The organism is Streptomyces sp. NBC_00663 (assembly GCF_036226885.1).
Classification (GTDB): domain Bacteria; phylum Actinomycetota; class Actinomycetes; order Streptomycetales; family Streptomycetaceae; genus Streptomyces.
In genome coordinates, this window is record NZ_CP109027.1 from 7750792 (window position 1) to 7768686 (window position 17895).

13 protein-coding genes are annotated in these 17895 nt (G+C 69.1%); 7 read left to right on the top strand and 6 right to left on the bottom strand.

The annotated features are described in order from the left end of the window. Positions 1-24 precede the first annotated feature (24 nt). The 3 genes from glpK to OG866_RS35150 all read right to left on the bottom strand — a co-directional run bounded on the left by glpK (position 25) and on the right by OG866_RS35150 (position 3571). Complete coding sequence (gene glpK, locus OG866_RS35140) at positions 25-1566, bottom strand: glycerol kinase GlpK (RefSeq protein WP_329341074.1); 1542 nt, start codon at positions 1564-1566, stop codon at positions 25-27. Positions 1567-1646: 80 nt separating this feature from the next. After that, on the bottom strand, positions 1647-2447 hold the full coding sequence (locus OG866_RS35145) for an MIP/aquaporin family protein (RefSeq protein ID WP_329341075.1): 801 nt from the start codon (positions 2445-2447) through the stop codon (positions 1647-1649). Positions 2448-2806: 359 nt separating this feature from the next. Beyond that, positions 2807-3571, bottom strand: a complete 765-nt coding sequence (locus OG866_RS35150) for an IclR family transcriptional regulator (RefSeq protein ID WP_329341076.1) — start codon at positions 3569-3571, stop codon at positions 2807-2809. A gap of 305 nt (positions 3572-3876) precedes the next feature. On the opposite strand from OG866_RS35150, the gene metH reads away from it, so the two are divergent. The 4 genes from metH (at position 3877) to OG866_RS35170 (ending at position 11964) form a co-directional block, all read left to right on the top strand. Further along, positions 3877-7392, top strand: coding sequence for a methionine synthase (metH, locus tag OG866_RS35155; protein WP_329341077.1), 3516 nt, complete (start codon positions 3877-3879; stop codon positions 7390-7392). A gap of 184 nt (positions 7393-7576) precedes the next feature. After that, positions 7577-8278, top strand: coding sequence for an HAD family hydrolase (locus OG866_RS35160; protein WP_329341078.1), 702 nt, complete (start codon positions 7577-7579; stop codon positions 8276-8278). 433 nt (positions 8279-8711) lie between these two features. Continuing rightward, positions 8712-10316, top strand: coding sequence for an ABC transporter substrate-binding protein (locus OG866_RS35165; protein WP_329341079.1), 1605 nt, complete (start codon positions 8712-8714; stop codon positions 10314-10316). 67 nt (positions 10317-10383) lie between these two features. Further along, positions 10384-11964 (top strand): ABC transporter substrate-binding protein, encoded by a 1581-nt coding sequence (locus OG866_RS35170; protein WP_329341080.1) that lies wholly within the window; start codon positions 10384-10386, stop codon positions 11962-11964. A 62-nt stretch (positions 11965-12026) separates the two neighbouring features. On the opposite strand, the gene OG866_RS35175 is transcribed toward OG866_RS35170, so the two are convergent. Together OG866_RS35175 and OG866_RS35180 are read right to left on the bottom strand one after the other, a co-directional pair. After that, positions 12027-12698: a response regulator gene (locus tag OG866_RS35175; RefSeq protein WP_020141342.1), complete on the bottom strand. Its 672-nt coding sequence runs from the start codon at positions 12696-12698 to the stop codon at positions 12027-12029. A gap of 14 nt (positions 12699-12712) precedes the next feature. Next, entirely contained in the window at positions 12713-13690 is a 978-nt protein-coding gene (locus OG866_RS35180; RefSeq protein ID WP_329341081.1) for a RecB family exonuclease, read from the bottom strand. Between the two features lie 176 nt (positions 13691-13866). On the opposite strand from OG866_RS35180, the gene OG866_RS35185 reads away from it, so the two are divergent. From OG866_RS35185 to OG866_RS35195, 3 genes are all read left to right on the top strand, one after another. Beyond that, positions 13867-15741, top strand: a complete 1875-nt coding sequence (locus tag OG866_RS35185) for a site-2 protease family protein (protein ID WP_329341082.1) — start codon at positions 13867-13869, stop codon at positions 15739-15741. A gap of 50 nt (positions 15742-15791) precedes the next feature. Further along, positions 15792-16694, top strand: a complete 903-nt coding sequence (locus OG866_RS35190; protein WP_266833473.1) for a tRNA (adenine-N1)-methyltransferase — start codon at positions 15792-15794, stop codon at positions 16692-16694. Positions 16695-16903: 209 nt separating this feature from the next. Next, positions 16904-17482, top strand: coding sequence for a hypothetical protein (locus tag OG866_RS35195; protein WP_329341083.1), 579 nt, complete (start codon positions 16904-16906; stop codon positions 17480-17482). Between the two features lie 22 nt (positions 17483-17504). Here OG866_RS35195 and OG866_RS35200 read toward each other — a convergent pair whose 3' ends face one another. Then, complete coding sequence (locus tag OG866_RS35200; protein ID WP_329341085.1) at positions 17505-17810, bottom strand: ferredoxin; 306 nt, start codon at positions 17808-17810, stop codon at positions 17505-17507. Between the last annotated feature and the right edge of the window lie 85 nt (positions 17811-17895).

The window sequence follows — 17895 nt, forward strand, 5'->3', positions numbered from 1 at the left end:
TGCTGAGCCTACGAGTGGCTCTCGTCAGCTCTCTTCGTCCTCGAGCCAGCCCATCGTCCGCTCGACGGCCTTGAGCCAGCTCTTGTACTCACGGTCGCGGGCGTCCGCGTCCATGCGGGGGGTCCACTCGGCGGCCCTGCGCCAGTTGGCACGCAGGTCGTCGGTGCTGGTCCAGAAGCCGACGGCGAGACCGGCGGCGTAGGCGGCACCGAGGCAGGTCGTCTCGGCGACCATCGGACGGACCACGGGGGCGTCCAGGAAGTCCGAGAGGGTCTGCATCAGCAGGTTGTTGGAGGTCATGCCGCCGTCGACCTTGAGGGCCGCGAGCTCGACGCCCGAGTCCTTGGTCATGGCGTCCGTGATCTCACGGGTCTGCCAGGCGGTGGCCTCCAGGACGGCGCGGGCCAGGTGCGCCTTGGTGACATAGCGGGTCAGACCGGCGATCACACCGCGGGCGTCGGAGCGCCAGTACGGGGCGAACAGACCGGAGAAGGCCGGCACGAAGTAGGCGCCGCCGTTGTCCTCGACCGAGAGCGCGAGCGTCTCGATCTCTGCGGCGGTGGAGATCAGCCCCATCTGGTCGCGCATCCACTGCACCAGCGAACCGGTGACGGCGATGGACCCTTCGAGGGCGTAGACCGGCTTGTCGTCACCGATTCGGTAGCCGACGGTGGTGAGCAGACCGGAGTACGAGTTGATGATCTTCTCGCCGGTGTTCATGAGCATGAACGTGCCGGTGCCGTACGTCGACTTGGCCTCGCCCTCGGCGAAACAGGTCTGGCCGAACAGGGCCGCCTGCTGGTCACCGAGCGCCGAGGCGACCGGGATGCCGCCGAGCAGCTCGCCCAGCTTGCCGCCGGTGACCTCGCCGTAGACCTCGGCGGAGGAGCGGATCTCCGGGAGCATGTTCATCGGGACGCCGATGGACTCGGCGATCTTCTCGTCCCACTCCAGCGTGTGGAGGTTCATCAGCATGGTGCGGGAGGCGTTGGTGACGTCGGTGTAGTGCTTGCCGCCGTTGACACCACCGGTCAGGTTCCAGATGACCCAGCTGTCCATGGTGCCGAAGAGGATGTCGCCGCGCTCGGCGCGCTCCCGCAGGCCCTCGACGTTGTCGAGCAGCCAGCGGGCCTTCGGGCCGGCGAAGTACGAGGCGAGGGGGAGACCCGTCTCGCGGCGGAAGCGGTCCTGGCCGACGTTGCGCCCGAGCTCCTTGCACAGGGCGTCGGTGCGGGTGTCCTGCCACACGATGGCGTTGTGGACGGGCTCACCGGTGTTCTTGTCCCACAGCAGCGTGGTCTCACGCTGGTTGGTGATACCGATGGCCTTGATGTCGTCCCGGGTGATGCCGGCCTTCTGGATGGCTCCGGCGACGACTTCCTGGACGTTGGTCCAGATCTCGTTGGCGTTGTGCTCGACCCAGCCCGGCTTCGGGAAGATCTGCTCGTGCTCCTTCTGGTCGACGGAGACGATACGGCCGTCGCGGTCGAAGACGATGCAGCGGGAAGAGGTCGTGCCCTGGTCGATCGCGGCGATGAAGGGGCCGGCGGTGTGCGCGTCGGTCACTGTGTGCTCCTGAGTTCCGTGGATAAGCGGTCTGTCTACGGCTGCTTGCTACGAGTGCTTGCTACGCGTGCTTGCCGCTTCTAAGCGAAAGCGACGTTGTAGATGCCCGCAGCGATCGCGCCGCCGATGAGCGGACCGACGACCGGGACCCAGGCGTAGCTCCAGTCGGAGCCGCCCTTGTTGGGCAGGGGCAGGAGGGCGTGCACGATACGCGGACCGAGGTCACGGGCCGGGTTGATCGCGTAACCGGTCGGGCCACCGAGGGACAGACCGATGGAGACGACGACCAGGGCGGTGATCAGGGCGCCCAGGGTGCCCAGGCCGTTGCCGCCGTCGTTGAGGCCCTGCGTGAGGACGGCGAGCACCAGCACGATGGTGCCGATGACCTCGGTGGCGACGTTCTGCCAGGCGACCCGGATCTCCGGACCGGTGGAGAAGATGCCCAGCACCGGGCCTGCGCCCTGCTCCTGGGCCTCGACGGCCTTGGCCTTGGTGGCCTGCGCACCCGGACCGCCGACGATCTCCTTGTCGGTGAGGTGCGCGTGGAACTGGCCGTAGTAGGCGACCCAGACCAGGGCGGCGCCGATCATGGCGCCGAGGAGCTGTCCACCCCAGTAGGTCGGGACCTGGCTCCACTCGATGCCGTTCTTCTTCAGCGCGAGCGCGAGCGTGACGGCCGGGTTCAGGTGCGCGCCGGACAGCGGCGCGGAGGTGTAGACGGCCGTGAGTACGGCGAAACCCCACCCGAAGGTGATGGCGAGCCAACCGGCGTTACGGGCCTTGGAGGCCTTCAGCGTGACGGCCGCACAGACGCCGCCGCCGAGCAGGATGAGTATGGCGGTACCGATGGTCTCGCCGATGAAGATGTCGGAGCTGGACACCCGCGACTCCTTTGTCCTTCGTCCAGGGGAAGCAGAACCCCGGGTCCCACCGGTGGTTCGCGTGCCCTCGGGGATGAGAGCGTTGCCGGCCCTTGGCGTTGTCACACTCTAGCGCGTATTGCCGGTAGGTGTTCGACAATGCCGACCGATGGACGGGAGTCTTGCTCCGGCGTTACGTGTGCGTCAAGGGTTCTGTTATCGAAAGCACGATCGTTATTGATTGCTGTGAGCTATCGATCTTCGGACGGGGTGCCAGCGGCCTCTCGTCCGATATGTCCATCTCAGGGTATGGCGAAGGCCGGGACGCCGTCGCGGCGTACCGGCCCGCTCTTACCAGTTGCAGAAGTGCCCGTGGCGTCCTAGAAGCGCCCGGCACCCAGATCCCGCGACACCGCGCGGGCACAGTCCCGTACCGCCGCGATCAGCTCGGGCCGCAGCTCACCGTCCCGGCACAGCCGCTCCACCGCGCCCGTGATGCCGACCGCGCCCACCGGCATCCGCCGCCGGTCATGAATGGGCGCGGCCACGCCGGCCACGCCCTCCCAGGTCTCCTCCACGTCCGCCGCATAACCACGCGCGCGGGAGATGTCGAGGATGTTCTCGAACGCCTCCAGCTCGCACACCGTGCGATCCGTGAACGGCTTGCGGTCCGCCTCGATGGCCTCGCTGTGCGCCACCGGGTCGTACGCCGACAGCACCTTGCCCAGCGCCGTGGAGTGCAGGGGCTGCATGGCCCCGATCTCCAGTACCTGACGGCTGTCGTCCGGCCGGAAGACGTGGTGCACGATCAGCACGCCCTGCTGGTGCAGGACCCCGAGATAGACGCTCTCGCCGCTGGAACGCGCCAGGTCGTCGGTCCACACCAGGGCCCGCGCCCGCAGCTCGTGCACATCGAGATAGGTCGTGCCCAGGCGCAGCAGCTCGGCGCCCAGCTGATACCGCCCCGAGGCGTCGTCCTGCTCGACGAAGCCCTCCTGCTGCAAGGTGCGCAGAATCCCGTGCGCGGTGCCCTTGGCGAGGCCCAGGGCCGAGGCGATGTCCGACAGGCCGAGCCGCCGCTCGCCGCCCCCGAGCAGCCGCAGCATCGCGGCCGCCCGTTCGAGCGACTGGATGTTCCGTGCCATCGCCGTCCTGCCTCCGTCCCCTTCGCCGTCGACCCGCGACGTCGCTGCCGCCGTTCGGCAATGTCGAACACTACTAGTCCATGCCGACCGACCGCCAATGGTTGGACGACACGTTCGCGCCACTCGACGCGCAGTCTTGCGTCACTCGTATCCCGCTGGTGACCTGCCCGTCATCCTCGTCCGCCCCGTGGACGCCCTGACCATCCGGGTCCGGTCCCGGCTACCCTGACGGCGTGCGCCCGCTGTGGGAAGTCCCGCGGCAGGACGCAAAGCCGACAGCCGTCGCACCCAAAGGGAGCCCTTTCATGGCCTCGTTGCCACCGTCCCCTTCCGCCGACAGCCGGGCCCGTGTGTCCGCGCTCCGCGAGGCGCTCGCCACCCGTGTGGTGGTCGCCGACGGAGCGATGGGCACCATGCTCCAGGCGCAGGACCCGACCCTTGAGGACTTCGAGAACCTCGAAGGCTGTAACGAGATCCTCAACGTCACCCGCCCGGACATCGTCCGCTCCGTCCACGACGCGTACTTCGCGGTGGGCGTCGACTGCGTGGAGACCAACACCTTCGGGTCCAACCACACAGCCGCCTCCGAGTACGACATCGGGGACCGGGTCCACGAGCTGTCCGAGGCGGGCGCCCGCATCGCCCGCGAGGCGGCCGACGAGTACACCGCCCGGGACGGCCGTCAGCGCTGGGTCCTCGGCTCCGTCGGCCCCGGCACCAAGCTGCCCACCCTCGGCCACATCGACTACGCCACCATCCGCGACGGCTACCAGGCCAACGTAGAGGGCCTGCTCGCCGGCGGCGCCGACGCCCTGATCGTCGAGACCACCCAGGACCTCCTCCAGACCAAGGCCTCCGTCCTGGGCGCCCGCCGCGCCATGGAGGCCACCGGCGCCGACGTCCCGCTCGTGGTCTCCATGGCCTTCGAGACGACCGGCACCATGCTCCTCGGCTCCGAGATCGGCGCCGCGCTCACCGCGCTGGAACCGCTCGGCATCGACATGATCGGCCTGAACTGCTCCACCGGCCCCGCCGAGATGAGCGAGCACCTGCGCTACCTCACCCGGCACTCCCGCATCCCGCTGCTGTGCATGCCGAACGCGGGCCTGCCCATCCTCACCAAGGACGGCGCCCACTTCCCCCTCGGCCCCGAGGGCCTGGCGGACGCCCAGGAGAACTTCGTACGCGACTACGGCCTGTCCCTGATCGGCGGCTGCTGCGGCACCACCCCCGAGCACCTGCGCCAGGTCGTCGAACGCGTCCGCGACCTCACCCCCGCCGAACGCCACCCCCGTCCCGAGCCGGGTGCGGCCTCGCTCTATCAGACGGTGGCGTTCCGTCAGGACACGTCGTATCTGGCGATCGGTGAGCGGACGAATGCCAACGGGTCGAAGAAGTTCCGTGAGGCGATGCTGGAGGGCCGCTGGGACGACTGTGTGGAGATGGCCCGGGACCAGATCCGTGAGGGCGCGCACATGCTGGACCTGTGCGTGGACTACGTGGGCCGTGACGGTGTGGCGGACATGGAGGAGCTGGCCGGACGGTTCGCGACCGCGTCGACGCTGCCGATCGTGCTGGACTCGACCGAGGTCGATGTCCTCCAGGCCGGGTTGGAGAAGCTGGGTGGGCGTGCGGTCATCAACTCGGTCAATTACGAGGACGGTGACGGTCCCCAGTCGCGGTTCGCGAAGGTGACGAAGCTGGCGCAGGAGCATGGGGCGGCGCTGATCGCGCTGACCATCGATGAGGAGGGCCAGGCCCGCACCCCCGAGACGAAGGTCGCGATCGCGGAGCGGCTGATCGATGACCTGACCGGGAACTGGGGTATCCACGAGTCGGACATCCTGATCGACACCCTGACCTTCACGATCTGCACGGGTCAGGAGGAGTCCCGCAAGGACGGTATCGCCACGATCGAGGCGATCCGTGACCTCAAGCGGCGCCACCCGGACGTGCAGACGACACTGGGTCTGTCGAACATTTCCTTCGGTCTGAACCCGGCGGCCCGCATCCTGCTGAACTCGGTGTTCCTGGACGAGTGTGTGAAGGCGGGTCTGGACTCGGCGATCGTGCATGCGTCGAAGATCCTGCCGATCGCCCGGTTCAGCGAGGAGGAGGTGCAGACGGCTCTCGATCTGATCTACGACCGTCGTGCCGAGGGTTATGACCCGCTCCAGAAGCTGATGGCCTTGTTCGAGGGCGCGACCGCGAAGTCGTTGAAGGCGGGCAAGGCTGAGGAGCTGGCCGCGCTGCCGCTGGAGGAGCGTCTCAAGCGCCGCATCATCGACGGCGAGAAGAACGGCCTCGAACAGGACCTGGCCGACGCCCTCCAGACCCGCCCGGCCCTGGACATCGTCAACGAGACCCTGCTGGACGGCATGAAGGTCGTCGGCGAGCTGTTCGGCTCGGGTCAGATGCAGCTGCCGTTCGTGTTGCAGTCGGCCGAGGTGATGAAGTCGGCGGTCGCCTATCTCGAACCGCACATGGAGAAGTCGGACGCGGAGGGCAAGGGCACGATCGTGCTGGCCACGGTCCGCGGTGACGTCCACGACATCGGCAAGAACCTCGTCGACATCATCCTGTCCAACAACGGCTACAACGTGGTCAACCTGGGGATCAAGCAGCCGGTCTCGGCGATTCTGGAGGCCGCCGAGGAGCACCGGGCCGACGTGATCGGCATGTCCGGGCTGCTGGTGAAGTCCACGGTGATCATGAAGGAGAACCTGGAGGAGCTCAACTCCCGTGGCATGGCCGCTGATTACCCGGTCATCCTGGGGGGTGCCGCGCTGACGCGGGCGTATGTCGAGCAGGATCTGCACGAGATCTACGAGGGTGAAGTCCGTTACGCCCGCGACGCGTTCGAGGGTCTGCGCCTGATGGACGCGCTGATCGGCGTGAAGCGCGGCGTTCCGGGCGCGGTCCTGCCGGAGCTCAAGCAGCGCCGGGTGCGCGCCAGTTCCGTACAGGTCGAGGAGGAGCGCCCCGAGGAGGGGCACGTCCGCTCCGACGTCTCCGTCGACAACCCGATTCCCGAGCCGCCCTTCTGGGACACCCGTGTCATCAAGGGCATCCAGCTCAAGGAGTACGCCTCCTGGCTGGACGAGGGCGCCCTGTTCAAGGGGCAGTGGGGCCTGAAGCAGGCGCGCACGGGCGACGGGCCGACCTACGAGGAGCTCGTGGAGACCGAGGGCCGGCCGCGACTGCGCGGGCTGCTCGACCAGCTCCAGACGGAGAACCTGCTGGAAGCGGCCGTGGTCTACGGCTACTTCCCGTGCGTCTCCAAGGACGACGACCTGATCATCCTCGACGACCAGGGCAACGAGCGCACCCGCTTCACCTTCCCGCGTCAGCGCCGTGGCCGCCGGCTGTGTCTGGCCGACTTCTTCCGGCCGGAGGAGTCGGGGGAGACGGACGTCGTCGGCCTCCAGGTCGTCACCGTCGGCTCCCGCATCGGTGAGCAGACGGCGAAGCTCTTCGAGGCGAACGCCTACCGCGACTACCTCGAACTGCACGGCCTGTCCGTCCAGTTGGCCGAGGCCCTCGCCGAGTACTGGCACGCACGCGTGCGTTCGGAACTCGGCTTCGCCGGTGAGGACCCCAGCGACATCGAGGACATGTTCGCCCTGAAGTACCGGGGCGCCCGCTTCTCGCTCGGCTACGGCGCCTGCCCCAACCTGGAGGACCGCGCCAAGATCGCCGACCTGCTCCAGCCCGAGCGCATCGGCGTCCATCTGTCCGAGGAGTTCCAGCTGCACCCCGAGCAGTCCACGGACGCGATCGTGATCCACCACCCGGAGGCGAAGTACTTCAACGCCCGCTAGAAAGGTGACCCAGAGGCACATAAGCGCAGCTCAAGAAGGCCCCCCACGGTACTTGAGATGTGCCCCGGAGCGCCTCGATTAAACGAGGCGCATCCTCTGGGACAGACGTACACTGGACGGTCCATCGCAGGCCGGTTCCCTCCATGGGAACCGGCCTGATCGTCCCTCAAGGAGGTGCGCCTAGATGACCAGTACGGTCCCCGCGCTCGGTACCCGTACGGCCGAAGGGTCGGCCCTACAGGCCGTGCTCCTCGACATGGACGGCACTCTGGTGGACACCGAGGGCTTCTGGTGGGACGTCGAGGTCGAGGTCTTCGCCGGACTCGGCCACACCCTCGACGACTCCTGGCGCCATGTCGTGGTCGGCGGGCCCATGACCCGCAGCGCGGGGTTCCTGATCGAGGCCACCGGCGCCGACATCACCCTCCCCGAACTCACGGTGCTGCTCAACGACGGCTTCGAGCACCGCATCGGCCGCACCCTGCCGCTGATGCCGGGCGCCCTGCGGCTGCTGGCCGAACTCGCCCAGTACGAGATCCCCACCGCCCTGGTCTCCGCCTCGCACCGGCGCATCATCGACCGGGTCCTGACCTATCTGGGCCCCCAGCACTTCAGCCTCACCGTCGCCGGCGACGAGGTGGCCCGCACCAAGCCGCACCCCGACCCCTATCTCTTCGCCGCCGCCCGGCTCGGCGTGGATCCGGCCAGATGCGCCGTCGTGGAGGACACCGCCACCGGCGTGGCCGCCGCCGAGGCCGCGGGCTGCCAGGTCGTGGTGGTGCCGTCCGTCGCCCCCATCGCCCCCGCCGCCCGCCGCACCGTCGTCAGCTCGCTCGAAGAGGTCGACCTGACATTTCTGCGCGGTCTGATGACGGAAATGCGCTGAGCGTCACCCAGCGTGCAGCGTCGATAACGAGGAAATTCCCGGGCCCGCACGCAAAGGAATTCGAATCATGGCGGAGGTCTTGACGGTTGGCCGAATTCCGGTACGGCTACACCTTGTTGAGCATGTGACGTTCCCCACTTCACAGGAGGTCGACAGGTAGGGCCGCCTGTGCTTGCGGCCCGCAATGAGGGGATTGTGCTGTGCCCTTGTGTCCCGATTGATGGAAAGCTGCACTAATCCTTCCCCTGTCGGGTTTTCGGTGTGTCCGCACCCGGTTTCGCTCCGTGATGGCACCCCAACTCCGGTGCCTGCGAACCGTCCTTCGGGTGCGGACTAATCTCGTCGCGAGAACATCACCGCACCCCCCGTGGATCCGCCGCACCACCCATGCATGCCGGATACACGGACTCGACAGCTCTGGAGAAACTCGAGCATGAACCGCAAGACTTTGGTGCTGCCGGCCGTGATCGGTCTGCTCGCCCCGGTTCTCGCCGCCTGCGGCGGGTCTGACGGCGGCAGTGGCGGCGGAGACGCGATAGTCGTCGGCACCACGGACGCGGTCACTGCCTCGAAGGACGCCCCCGCCCCGCTCGACCCCGCCTACGCCTACGACGCCGGCATCTGGAACATCCTGCGCCAGACCGTGCAGACCCTGATGATCCAGCCGCGCGGCGAGGGCGAGCCCGTGCCCGAGGCCGCCGAGAGCTGCGGCTTCACCGACACCGGCAACGAGCGCTACGCCTGCAAGCTGCGCGAGGGCCTCGCGTTCGCGAACGGCGACGCCGTCACCGCCGAGGACGTCAAGTACTCCATCGACCGCGCGCGGGACATCAACGCCGAGGGCGGCCCGGTCGGACTGCTGTCCACCATCGACACCGTCGAGACCAAGGGCGACCGCGAGGTGATCTTCCACCTCAAGACGGCCGACGCCACCTTCCCGTACAAGCTGTCGACCCCCGTCGCCGGCATCGTCAACCCCGACGACTACCAGCCCAAGAGCCTGCGCGACGGCTTCGACGTCGACGGCTCCGGCCCGTACACCATGTCGGCCGAGGTCAAGAACGACGAGCTGGTCAGCGCCGTGTTCACCAAGAACCCCAACTACAAGGGGACGCTGAAGGTGAACAACGACAAGGTCGAGCTGCGCTCCTTCGCGGACGCCGACGCCATGGGCACCGCCCTCGACGACGGTGACATCGACGTCATGACCCGCACCATGTCGCCGGAGCAGATCGAGAAGCTCTCCGCGTCCTCCGACGACGATGTCGACCTCGTCGAGATGCCCGGCCTGGAGATCCGCTACCTCGCCTTCAACACCGACGCCGCCACGGTGAAGACCAGGGCCGTGCGACAGGCGATGGCCCAGATCATCAACCGCAGCGAACTCGTCGCCAAGGTCTACGGCTCCGAGGCCGAACCGCTGTTCTCGCTGGTCCCGGCGAGCATCGTCGGCCACTCCAACTCGTTCTTCAACAAGTACGGCGACCCCAGCAAGGCCAAGGCCGCCGCCCTGCTGAACAAGGCGAACATCACCACCCCGGTCAAGCTGACCCTGCACTACACGACCGACCACTACGGCTCGGCCACCAAGCTGGAGTTCCAGCAGCTCCAGAAGCAGCTCAACGCCACCGGCCTGTTCGATGTCAGCATCAAGGGCGAACTCTGGAAGACCTTCCGCCCCGCCGAGCAGAAGGGCGCGTACGACGTCTACGGCATGGGCTGGTTCCCGGACTTCCCCGACGCCGACAACTACCTCGCGCCGTTCCTCGACAAGGGCAACTTCCTCGGCTCGCCCTACGCCAACAGCGAGATCCGCAACACCCTGATTCCGGAGTCCCGCCGCCAGGCCGACCGGCTGTCCGCCTCCACCAGCCTCACCGACATCCAGGACATCGTCGCCGCCGACGTCCCGGTGCTCCCGCTGTGGCAGGGCAAGCAGTACGTCGCCGCCCGCGACGACATCACCGGCACCGCCTACGCCCTCAACTCCTCCTCCACCCTCCAGCTGTGGGAGCTCGGCCGTGGCGTGAGCGGCTGATCCGTCCCTGCCCGGGGCCCGGGACGGCCGGCCCGGGATTCGACCACCGACGACAAGGCACTCGTACGTGAACATGCGCAACCAGTGGCCAGTCCTGCCGATCATGGCCGGGCTGGCCTCCGGCCTGTTGACCGGATGCGGCACGGAGAACGGGGACTCCGGAAGCGGCGGCTCCTCCGTGGTCATGGGGATGTCCGACGACGTCCTGGCCACCGACCCGGCGTCCGGCTACGACCCCGGCTCATGGCTGCTGTTCAACAACGTCTTCCAGTCGCTGCTGAGCTTCCCCAACGGCGGCACCGAGCCGGTGCCCGAACTCGCCGAGAGCTGCGCGTTCAGCGACAGTCAGACCAAGGTCTACAAGTGCAAGCTGAAGGACGGCCTGAAGTTCAGCAACGGTGACTCGCTCACCTCGGAGGACGTCAAGTTCTCCTTCGACCGCATGCTGAAGATCAACGACGACGCCGGCCCCGCGATCATGTTCCCCATGCTCGACAAGGTCGAGACGCCGGACGAGAACACGGTCGTCTTCCAGCTGAACACCCCCGACGCCACCTTCCCGAGCAAGATCGCCTCCGGTGCCGGCTCCATCGTCGACCACCGGCAGTACGACGCCGGCAAGCTGCGCGAGGACGGCGAGGCCGTCGGCTCCGGCCCCTACAAGCTGGACTCCTTCGGCGACAGCGAGGCCGTCTTCTCCGTCAACGAGAACTACGAGGGCAACGCCGAGGTCAAGAACTCCGGCGTCACCCTCAAGTTCTTCCACGGCGACCAGGACGAGCTGAAGCAGGCCCTGACCGACGACAAGATCGACATCGCCTACCGAGGCCTCACCGCGAGCGACATCTCCGACATCGAGAACGCCGGAACCGACGCCGAGGTCGAGGTCGTCGACGGCACCAGCGCCGAGGTCCAGCACCTGGTCTTCAACATGGACGACCCGGTCACCGGCAAGCTCGGCGTCCGCAAGGCCATCGCCTACCTGCTCGACCGCGACGCCCTGATGGCGCAGGTCTACCAGGGCACCGCCACCTCGCTGTACTCGATCATCCCGGCCGGTATCGCGGGCCACAACACGGCCTTCTTCGACACATACGGCGCCCGCCCCTCCAAGGCCAAGGCCGCCGCCGCCCTCAACGCCGAAGGCATCACCGGCAAGGTCAAGCTCACCCTCTGGTCCACCCCGACCCGCTACGGCCCCTCCACCGACCAGGAACTCAAGGCGATCGCCGAACAGCTCAACAAGAGCGGCCTGTTCGACGCCGACGTCGAGTCCGTGGCCTACGACCAGTACGAGAAGGACATAGCCAAGGGCAAGTACGGCGTCTACGTGAAGGGCTGGGTCCCCGACTACCCGGACGCCGACAACTTCACCGCGCCCTTCTTCGGCAAGGGCAACGTGCTGAGCAACAACTACACCAACAGCATGATCACCGGCACCCTCATCCCACGCACCGCCGCCCAGAGCGACCGCTCCGCCACCGACGACGACTACGCCCGCCTCCAGGACACCGTCGCCGCCGAACTCCCCGTCCTGCCCCTGTGGCAGGCCAAGCAGTACGCCGTCGTCCGCGACAACGTCTACGGCCTGGAGTACTGCCTCGACGCCTCGACCGTCTTCCGCTTCTGGGAGATCAGCAAGGGCTGATCCGGCACCGCAGCACGAAGGCCGCCCCCTCCAGAGGGGGCGGCCTTCGTGCTGTCGTACTACTACTGCGCGCCGGGGCGCACCAGCCCGCTCTCGTACGCGTACACCGCCGCCTGCACCCGGTCCCGCAGCCCCAGCTTGGTCAGGACATGGCCCACATGGGTCTTCACGGTGGTCTCGCTGACGAACAGATCGGCGGCGATCTCCGCGTTCGACAGCCCACGCGCCACCAGCTTCAGCACCTCGACCTCACGGTCCGTGAGCGTGTGCAGCGTGTCGGGGACCGGCTCGTCACCCGACGGCAGATGCGTGGCGTACTTGTCGAGCAGCCGGCGCGTGATGCTCGGCGCGAGCATCGCCTCACCCGCGGCCACCACCCGGATCGCCTGCACCAGCTCATTGGCCGGGGCGTCCTTGAGCAGGAAGCCGCTGGCCCCCGCCCGCAGCGCCTCCACCACATACTCGTCGAGATCGAACGTCGTCAGCACCAGTACCTTCGCCGGGCCGTCCCGCCCCGGCCCGGTGATCTGCCGTGTCGCCTCGACGCCGTCCATCCGCGGCATGCGGATGTCCATCAGCACCACGTCGGGCTGCAACGCCCGCACCTGGTCGAGCGCCTGGAGGCCGTCCCCGGCCTCACCGACGACAGCGATGTCCTGCTCCGCTTCCAGAATCATCCGGAAGCCGGTACGCAGCAGCGGCTGGTCGTCGACCAGTAGGACGCGGATGGCCACGTGACACTCCTTCGCTAGCCCGGCCCCATTCTGCCCTGCGATGCCTGGCCCGACTCGGCCGCCCTCACCGGCAGCGGATACGGCGGGGGAGTACCGCCGAACTCCGGGCAGTGAGCCTGGTGGTCGCACCAGCCGCACAGCTTCGTCGGCCTCGGCCGCCACTCGCCCGTCTCCGTCGCCAGCCGGATCGCCTCCCACAGCGCCAGCAGCTTGCGCTCTACCCGCTCCAGATCGGCCGGCACGGGGTCGTACGTCAGAACGTCACCGCTGCCGAGATACACCAGCTGCAACCGCCGCGGCACGACCTGCTTCAGTCGCCACACCACCAGCGCGTAGAACTTCATCTGGAACAGGGCACCCTCGGCGTACTCCGGCCGCGGCGCCTTGCCCGTCTTGTAGTCGACGATGCGCACATCCCCCGTGGGCGCCACATCCACCCGGTCGATGATCCCGCGCAGCTTCAGCCCGGAGTCCAGCTCGGCCTCGACGAACAACTCCCGCTCGGCCGGCTCCAGCCGCGTCGGATCCTCGAGACTGAACCACCGCTCCACGAGCTGCTCGGCCTCCCCGAGCCAGCGCGCCAGCCGCTCGCCCTCCGGATCGTCGGCGAACAGCTCCACGACCTCGGGCCTCGACTCCCGCAACCGGTCCCACTGACCGGGGATGAGCGACTTCGCCCGCGGCGGCGTCCGCTCGCCCGCGGGAGCGTCGAACAGCCGCTCAAGCACCGCATGCACCAAGGTGCCCCGCGTCGCCGCCTCACTGGGCTTCTCCGGCAGCCGGTCGATCACCCGGAACCGGTACAGCAACGGGCACTGCATGAAGTCGCTCGCACGCGACGGCGACAACGACGCGGGCGCTATGGCGACCCGCGCCTCGGCCGTGACCGTCACGTCCTGTGCCGTCGCCGCCTGCTCGCCCACGACCGGTGGGGCCACATCCGCGACCCCGCCGCCGGCGGCCTCGGCCGCGCCCTCGGTGCTCGTCTCCATGACCACAGACCATACGGCCCACCACTGACAGTGACCCACTCGCGGCCGTGCCCGCGCACGACAGCCGGGGAAACACAGGGGGTGCCGGGGCGGAACGCGCCACGACCGCCGCATACCATCGACCACGAGACCCTTCCGCCGGCAGGCGCGGAAGACGCTTCGAACGAGGGGACACCGTGGACGAGAGCGGCGGGAGCGGGCAGCCGCGGTCCGGCAACGACGAGCCGACCCAGCACGCAGGCCCTACGGCCCCGGCCGCCGACCCCGCAACCCCTCCACCGCCCGCACCCGAACAACACCCGGCGGACGCGGCGGACACCGACGCCGACACCGACGCCGGGGCAGCGGACGAGGCCGCGACCGAGGCGCCCTCGGAGACCGAGACGCCGCAGACAGACGGCACGTCCACCGCCCCGAACACCACCGCCTCCCCGGCCCCTCCGACACCGACAGAGGCGCCGCCGGCCGAGGGCACGAAGGCCTCGCCGACCGGTGACACGGACACCTCGCCGACCGGTAACACGGACACCTCGCCGTCCAGCGACACGGACGTCTCGCCGACCAGCGACACGGACGCCTCGCCGACCGGGGGCACGGCAGCCCCGGCTTCCCCGGCCGACACCCCCGCTTCCCCGCCCCGTGCCCCGGCTGAGCACACCTCGGACCGCGCCGCCGCTGAGAGCACCTCCGACGCGGAGGCGCGTCGGCAGGACAAGGCGACGGAAGACGACGCGGCGGCCGACGGCGCGACCGACACCCGCCCGCCCGTGAGCCCCACCGCGTCCGCGCCCTCCTCCACCACCGACGCCCACCCGGCCCCGAACAACTCCACCCCCCAGGACCACCGGACCCTCGCCCACTCCGGCACCACCAAGGGACGCCCCCCGCGGCGCCCGCGTGATCCCGGGGGCGGGCTGCTCATGGGACGCCCCTTCGGCGTACCCGTGTACGTCGCGCCCAGCTGGTTCCTCGTGGCCGCGCTCATCACCTGGGTGTTCGGCGGACAACTCGACCGCGTCCTGCCCGAACTCGGCGCCGCCCGCTACCTCGTCTCCCTCTTCTTCGCCGTCGCCTTCTACGCCTCGGTCCTCATCCACGAACTGGCCCACACGGTCGCCGCCCTCCGCTTCAAGCTGCCCGTGCGCCGCATCCAGCTCCAGTTCTTCGGTGGCGTCTCCGAGATCGAGAAGGAGGCCGAGACCCCTGGCCGGGAGTTCGTGCTGGCCTTCGTCGGCCCCCTGCTCTCCCTCGTCCTCGCCGGCGTCTTCTACGTCGCCCTCCAGCCCGTCGAACCCGGCACGGTCCCCGGCGTCCTGCTCGCCGGCCTGATGATCTCCAACCTCATCGTGGCCGCCTTCAACCTCCTGCCGGGCCTGCCCCTGGACGGCGGCCGCATGCTCCGGGCCGTCGTCTGGAAGATCACCGGCAAGCCCATGAGCGGCACCATCGCCGCCGCCTGGGTCGGCCGCGCCCTCGCCGTCTCCGTCCTCATCGGCCTCCCCCTGCTCACCCAGTCCGGAGCCCTCGGCTCCAACGCCGAGGACAACGTCGGCATGGACACCGTCATGGACGCCCTGCTCGCCGCCATCCTCGCCGCGATCATCTGGACCGGCGCAGGCAACAGCCTCCGCATGGCCCGCCTGCGCGAACACCTCCCCGAACTCCGCGCCCGCAACCTCACCCGCCGCGCCGTCCCCGTCGAGACCGACACCCCCCTCTCCGAGGCCCTGCGCCGCGCCAACGAAGCCGGCGCCCGCGCCCTCGTCGTCGTCGACGCCGACGGCGAACCCCTCTCCCTCGTCCGCGAGGCCGCCATCGTCGGCGTACCCGAACACCGCCGCCCCTGGGTCGCCGTCAGCGGCCTCGCCCAGGACCTCACCGACGGCATGCGGGTCTCCGCGGAACTCGCCGGCGAAGACCTCCTCGACACCCTGCGCGCCACCCCCGCCACCGAGTACCTCGTCATCGAGGACACCGGCGAGATCTACGGCGTCCTGTCCGCGGCCGACGTCGAGCGCGCCTTCGTCAAGGCCATGGCCCGCCCCTCCTAGGACAGGCACCAGTGGTCGGCGGCCCTCGGAAACGCCGGTAGGCTGTTCACATGTCCGAACCGACCGGTGCCGCCCGCAGGCGCGGGCCCTTCAAGGTCGGGGACCAGGTTCAGCTGACCGACCCCAAGGGCCGCCACTACACGTTCACGCTCGAGGCCGGGAAGAACTTCCACACCCACAAGGGTTCCTTCCCGCACGACGAACTGATCGGTGCTCCCGAGGGCAGCGTTGTCCGCACCACCGGGAACGTCGCCTACCTCGCGCTGCGCCCCCTGCTCCCCGACTACGTCCTGTCCATGCCCCGCGGGGCAGCCGTCGTCTACCCGAAGGACGCGGGACAGATCCTCGCCTTCGCCGACATCTTCCCCGGCGCACGCGTCGTCGAAGCCGGCGTGGGCTCAGGCTCGCTCAGCAGCTTCCTGCTGCGCGCCATCGGCGACCAGGGCATGCTGCACTCCTACGAGCGCCGCGAGGACTTCGCCGAGATCGCCCAGCAGAACGTCGAGCGCTACTTCGGCGGCCCGCACCCCGCCTGGCAGCTCACCGTCGGCGACCTCCAGGACAACCTGTCCGACACGGACGTCGACCGCGTCATCCTCGACATGCTCGCCCCCTGGGAATGCCTGGAGGCCGTCTCCAAGGCGCTCGTCCCCGGCGGCATCCTGTGCTGCTACGTCGCCACCACCACCCAGCTCGCCCGGACCGTCGAGTCCATCCGCGAGATCGGCAGCTTCAACGAGCCGACCTCCTGGGAGACGATGATCCGCAACTGGCACGTCGAGGGCCTCGCCGTCCGCCCGGACCACCGGATGATCGGCCACACCGGCTTCCTGCTCACCGCACGCCGCCTCGCGGACGGCGTCGAGCCCCCCATGCGCCGCCGCCGTCCCGCCAAGGGCGCCTACGGCGAGGACTACACCGGCCCCAACGCCGACGGAGGCTCCGGCCGCTGAGGCGGCCCCGTGCCGCGTACAACGCAACCGCGCCGCGGCCGAGTTCCCGACACCGCTCCGGAACTCGGCCCCGGCGCCTTTTCGTTGCCGACGCCGCGGACCTTGGGGCCCCGATCCGACAGGCACCGACCCCGCCGTTCCACTCCCCTGTGACGTGTGGCACCATGCGGTCACCCCCACCGCCACAGCCCTCTCGGGAGTCACCCCTAGTGCAGCAATCCGCGGTTCCGGAACTCGCTCACACGCACACCCGCCCCATCCACTGGGTCGCCACCGCCACGGCCGTCGCAGGCGTAGTGGCCCTCTCCTCGGCCCTCCAGCCGAACCCGGCCACCGCCGCGCAGGCCGCAGGCCCGCAGACGCAGAAAGCCCCCGCGACCGCCCTTGCGCCGAGCCCCGCCCGCGTCGACTTCCCGATCGACTGCGGCCCGGTCAAAGCCCTCGTGGTGAAGAAGGCCACCGGCGACCTCGACGGCGACGGCCGACCGGAGACCGTGGCGGTCGTCCACTGCGACGCCCCCATGGGCACCCCGCCCGACGGCGTCTACGTCCTCACCCAGGCCGCCGACGCCAAGACCCCCCGCGTCGTGGCGACCCTGATCGACCCCAAGGACCGCACCACCGTCAAGACCCTCACCGTCTCCGACGCGATCGTCCTCGCCGACACACTCGGCTACTCCTCGGACTCCGTACCCAGTTGCTGCCCGGACGTGAAGACCAGCGTGAAGTGGCAGTGGAAGAACGGCGCGTTCGTCCGCTCCACACCCGCCGGCGCCCAGAGCGTCTGACGCCCACGCGCGCCGACTCAGGTCACCCCGCGTCGGGTCCGTACACCTCGACCCGGTCCGAGACCCGGCGCACATGGATGCACTCGCCCGGACACTCCTTGGCCGAGTCCACCACATCCGTCAGAAGCGGCAGCGGGACCGGCGTCGTCGCGCCCTCGGCCTGAAGCAGCTCGTCGTCCGAGCCCTTCACATACGCCAGGCCGTCGATGTCCAGCTCGAACACCTCGGGCGCGTACTGGACACAGATGCCGTCGCCGGTACAGAGATCCTGGTCGATCCAGACCTCCAGAGCCTCACCGTCCACCGCGGCCTCCTGCTGCACGCTCACGTCTCCCGCCACCTCCAGTGCTCAACACCCCCGACCCTACCTCCGGCGGCAGATCGGCCGACTTCGAGGAGCGCGGGCGGCCCAG

What these genes read in the sequence shown, in the direction of transcription:
- OG866_RS35180 (WP_329341081.1), bottom strand. Translation starts at nt 13,690, where the DNA reads ATGGAGACGAGCACCGAGGGCGCGGCCGAGGCCGCCGGCGGCGGGGTC.
- OG866_RS35160 (WP_329341078.1), top strand. Translation starts at nt 7,577, where the DNA reads ATGACCAGTACGGTCCCCGCGCTCGGTACCCGTACGGCCGAAGGGTCG.
- OG866_RS35150 (WP_329341076.1), bottom strand. Translation starts at nt 3,571, where the DNA reads ATGGCACGGAACATCCAGTCGCTCGAACGGGCGGCCGCGATGCTGCGG.
- OG866_RS35190 (WP_266833473.1), top strand. Translation starts at nt 15,792, where the DNA reads ATGTCCGAACCGACCGGTGCCGCCCGCAGGCGCGGGCCCTTCAAGGTC.
- metH (WP_329341077.1), top strand. Translation starts at nt 3,877, where the DNA reads ATGGCCTCGTTGCCACCGTCCCCTTCCGCCGACAGCCGGGCCCGTGTG.
- OG866_RS35165 (WP_329341079.1), top strand. Translation starts at nt 8,712, where the DNA reads ATGAACCGCAAGACTTTGGTGCTGCCGGCCGTGATCGGTCTGCTCGCC.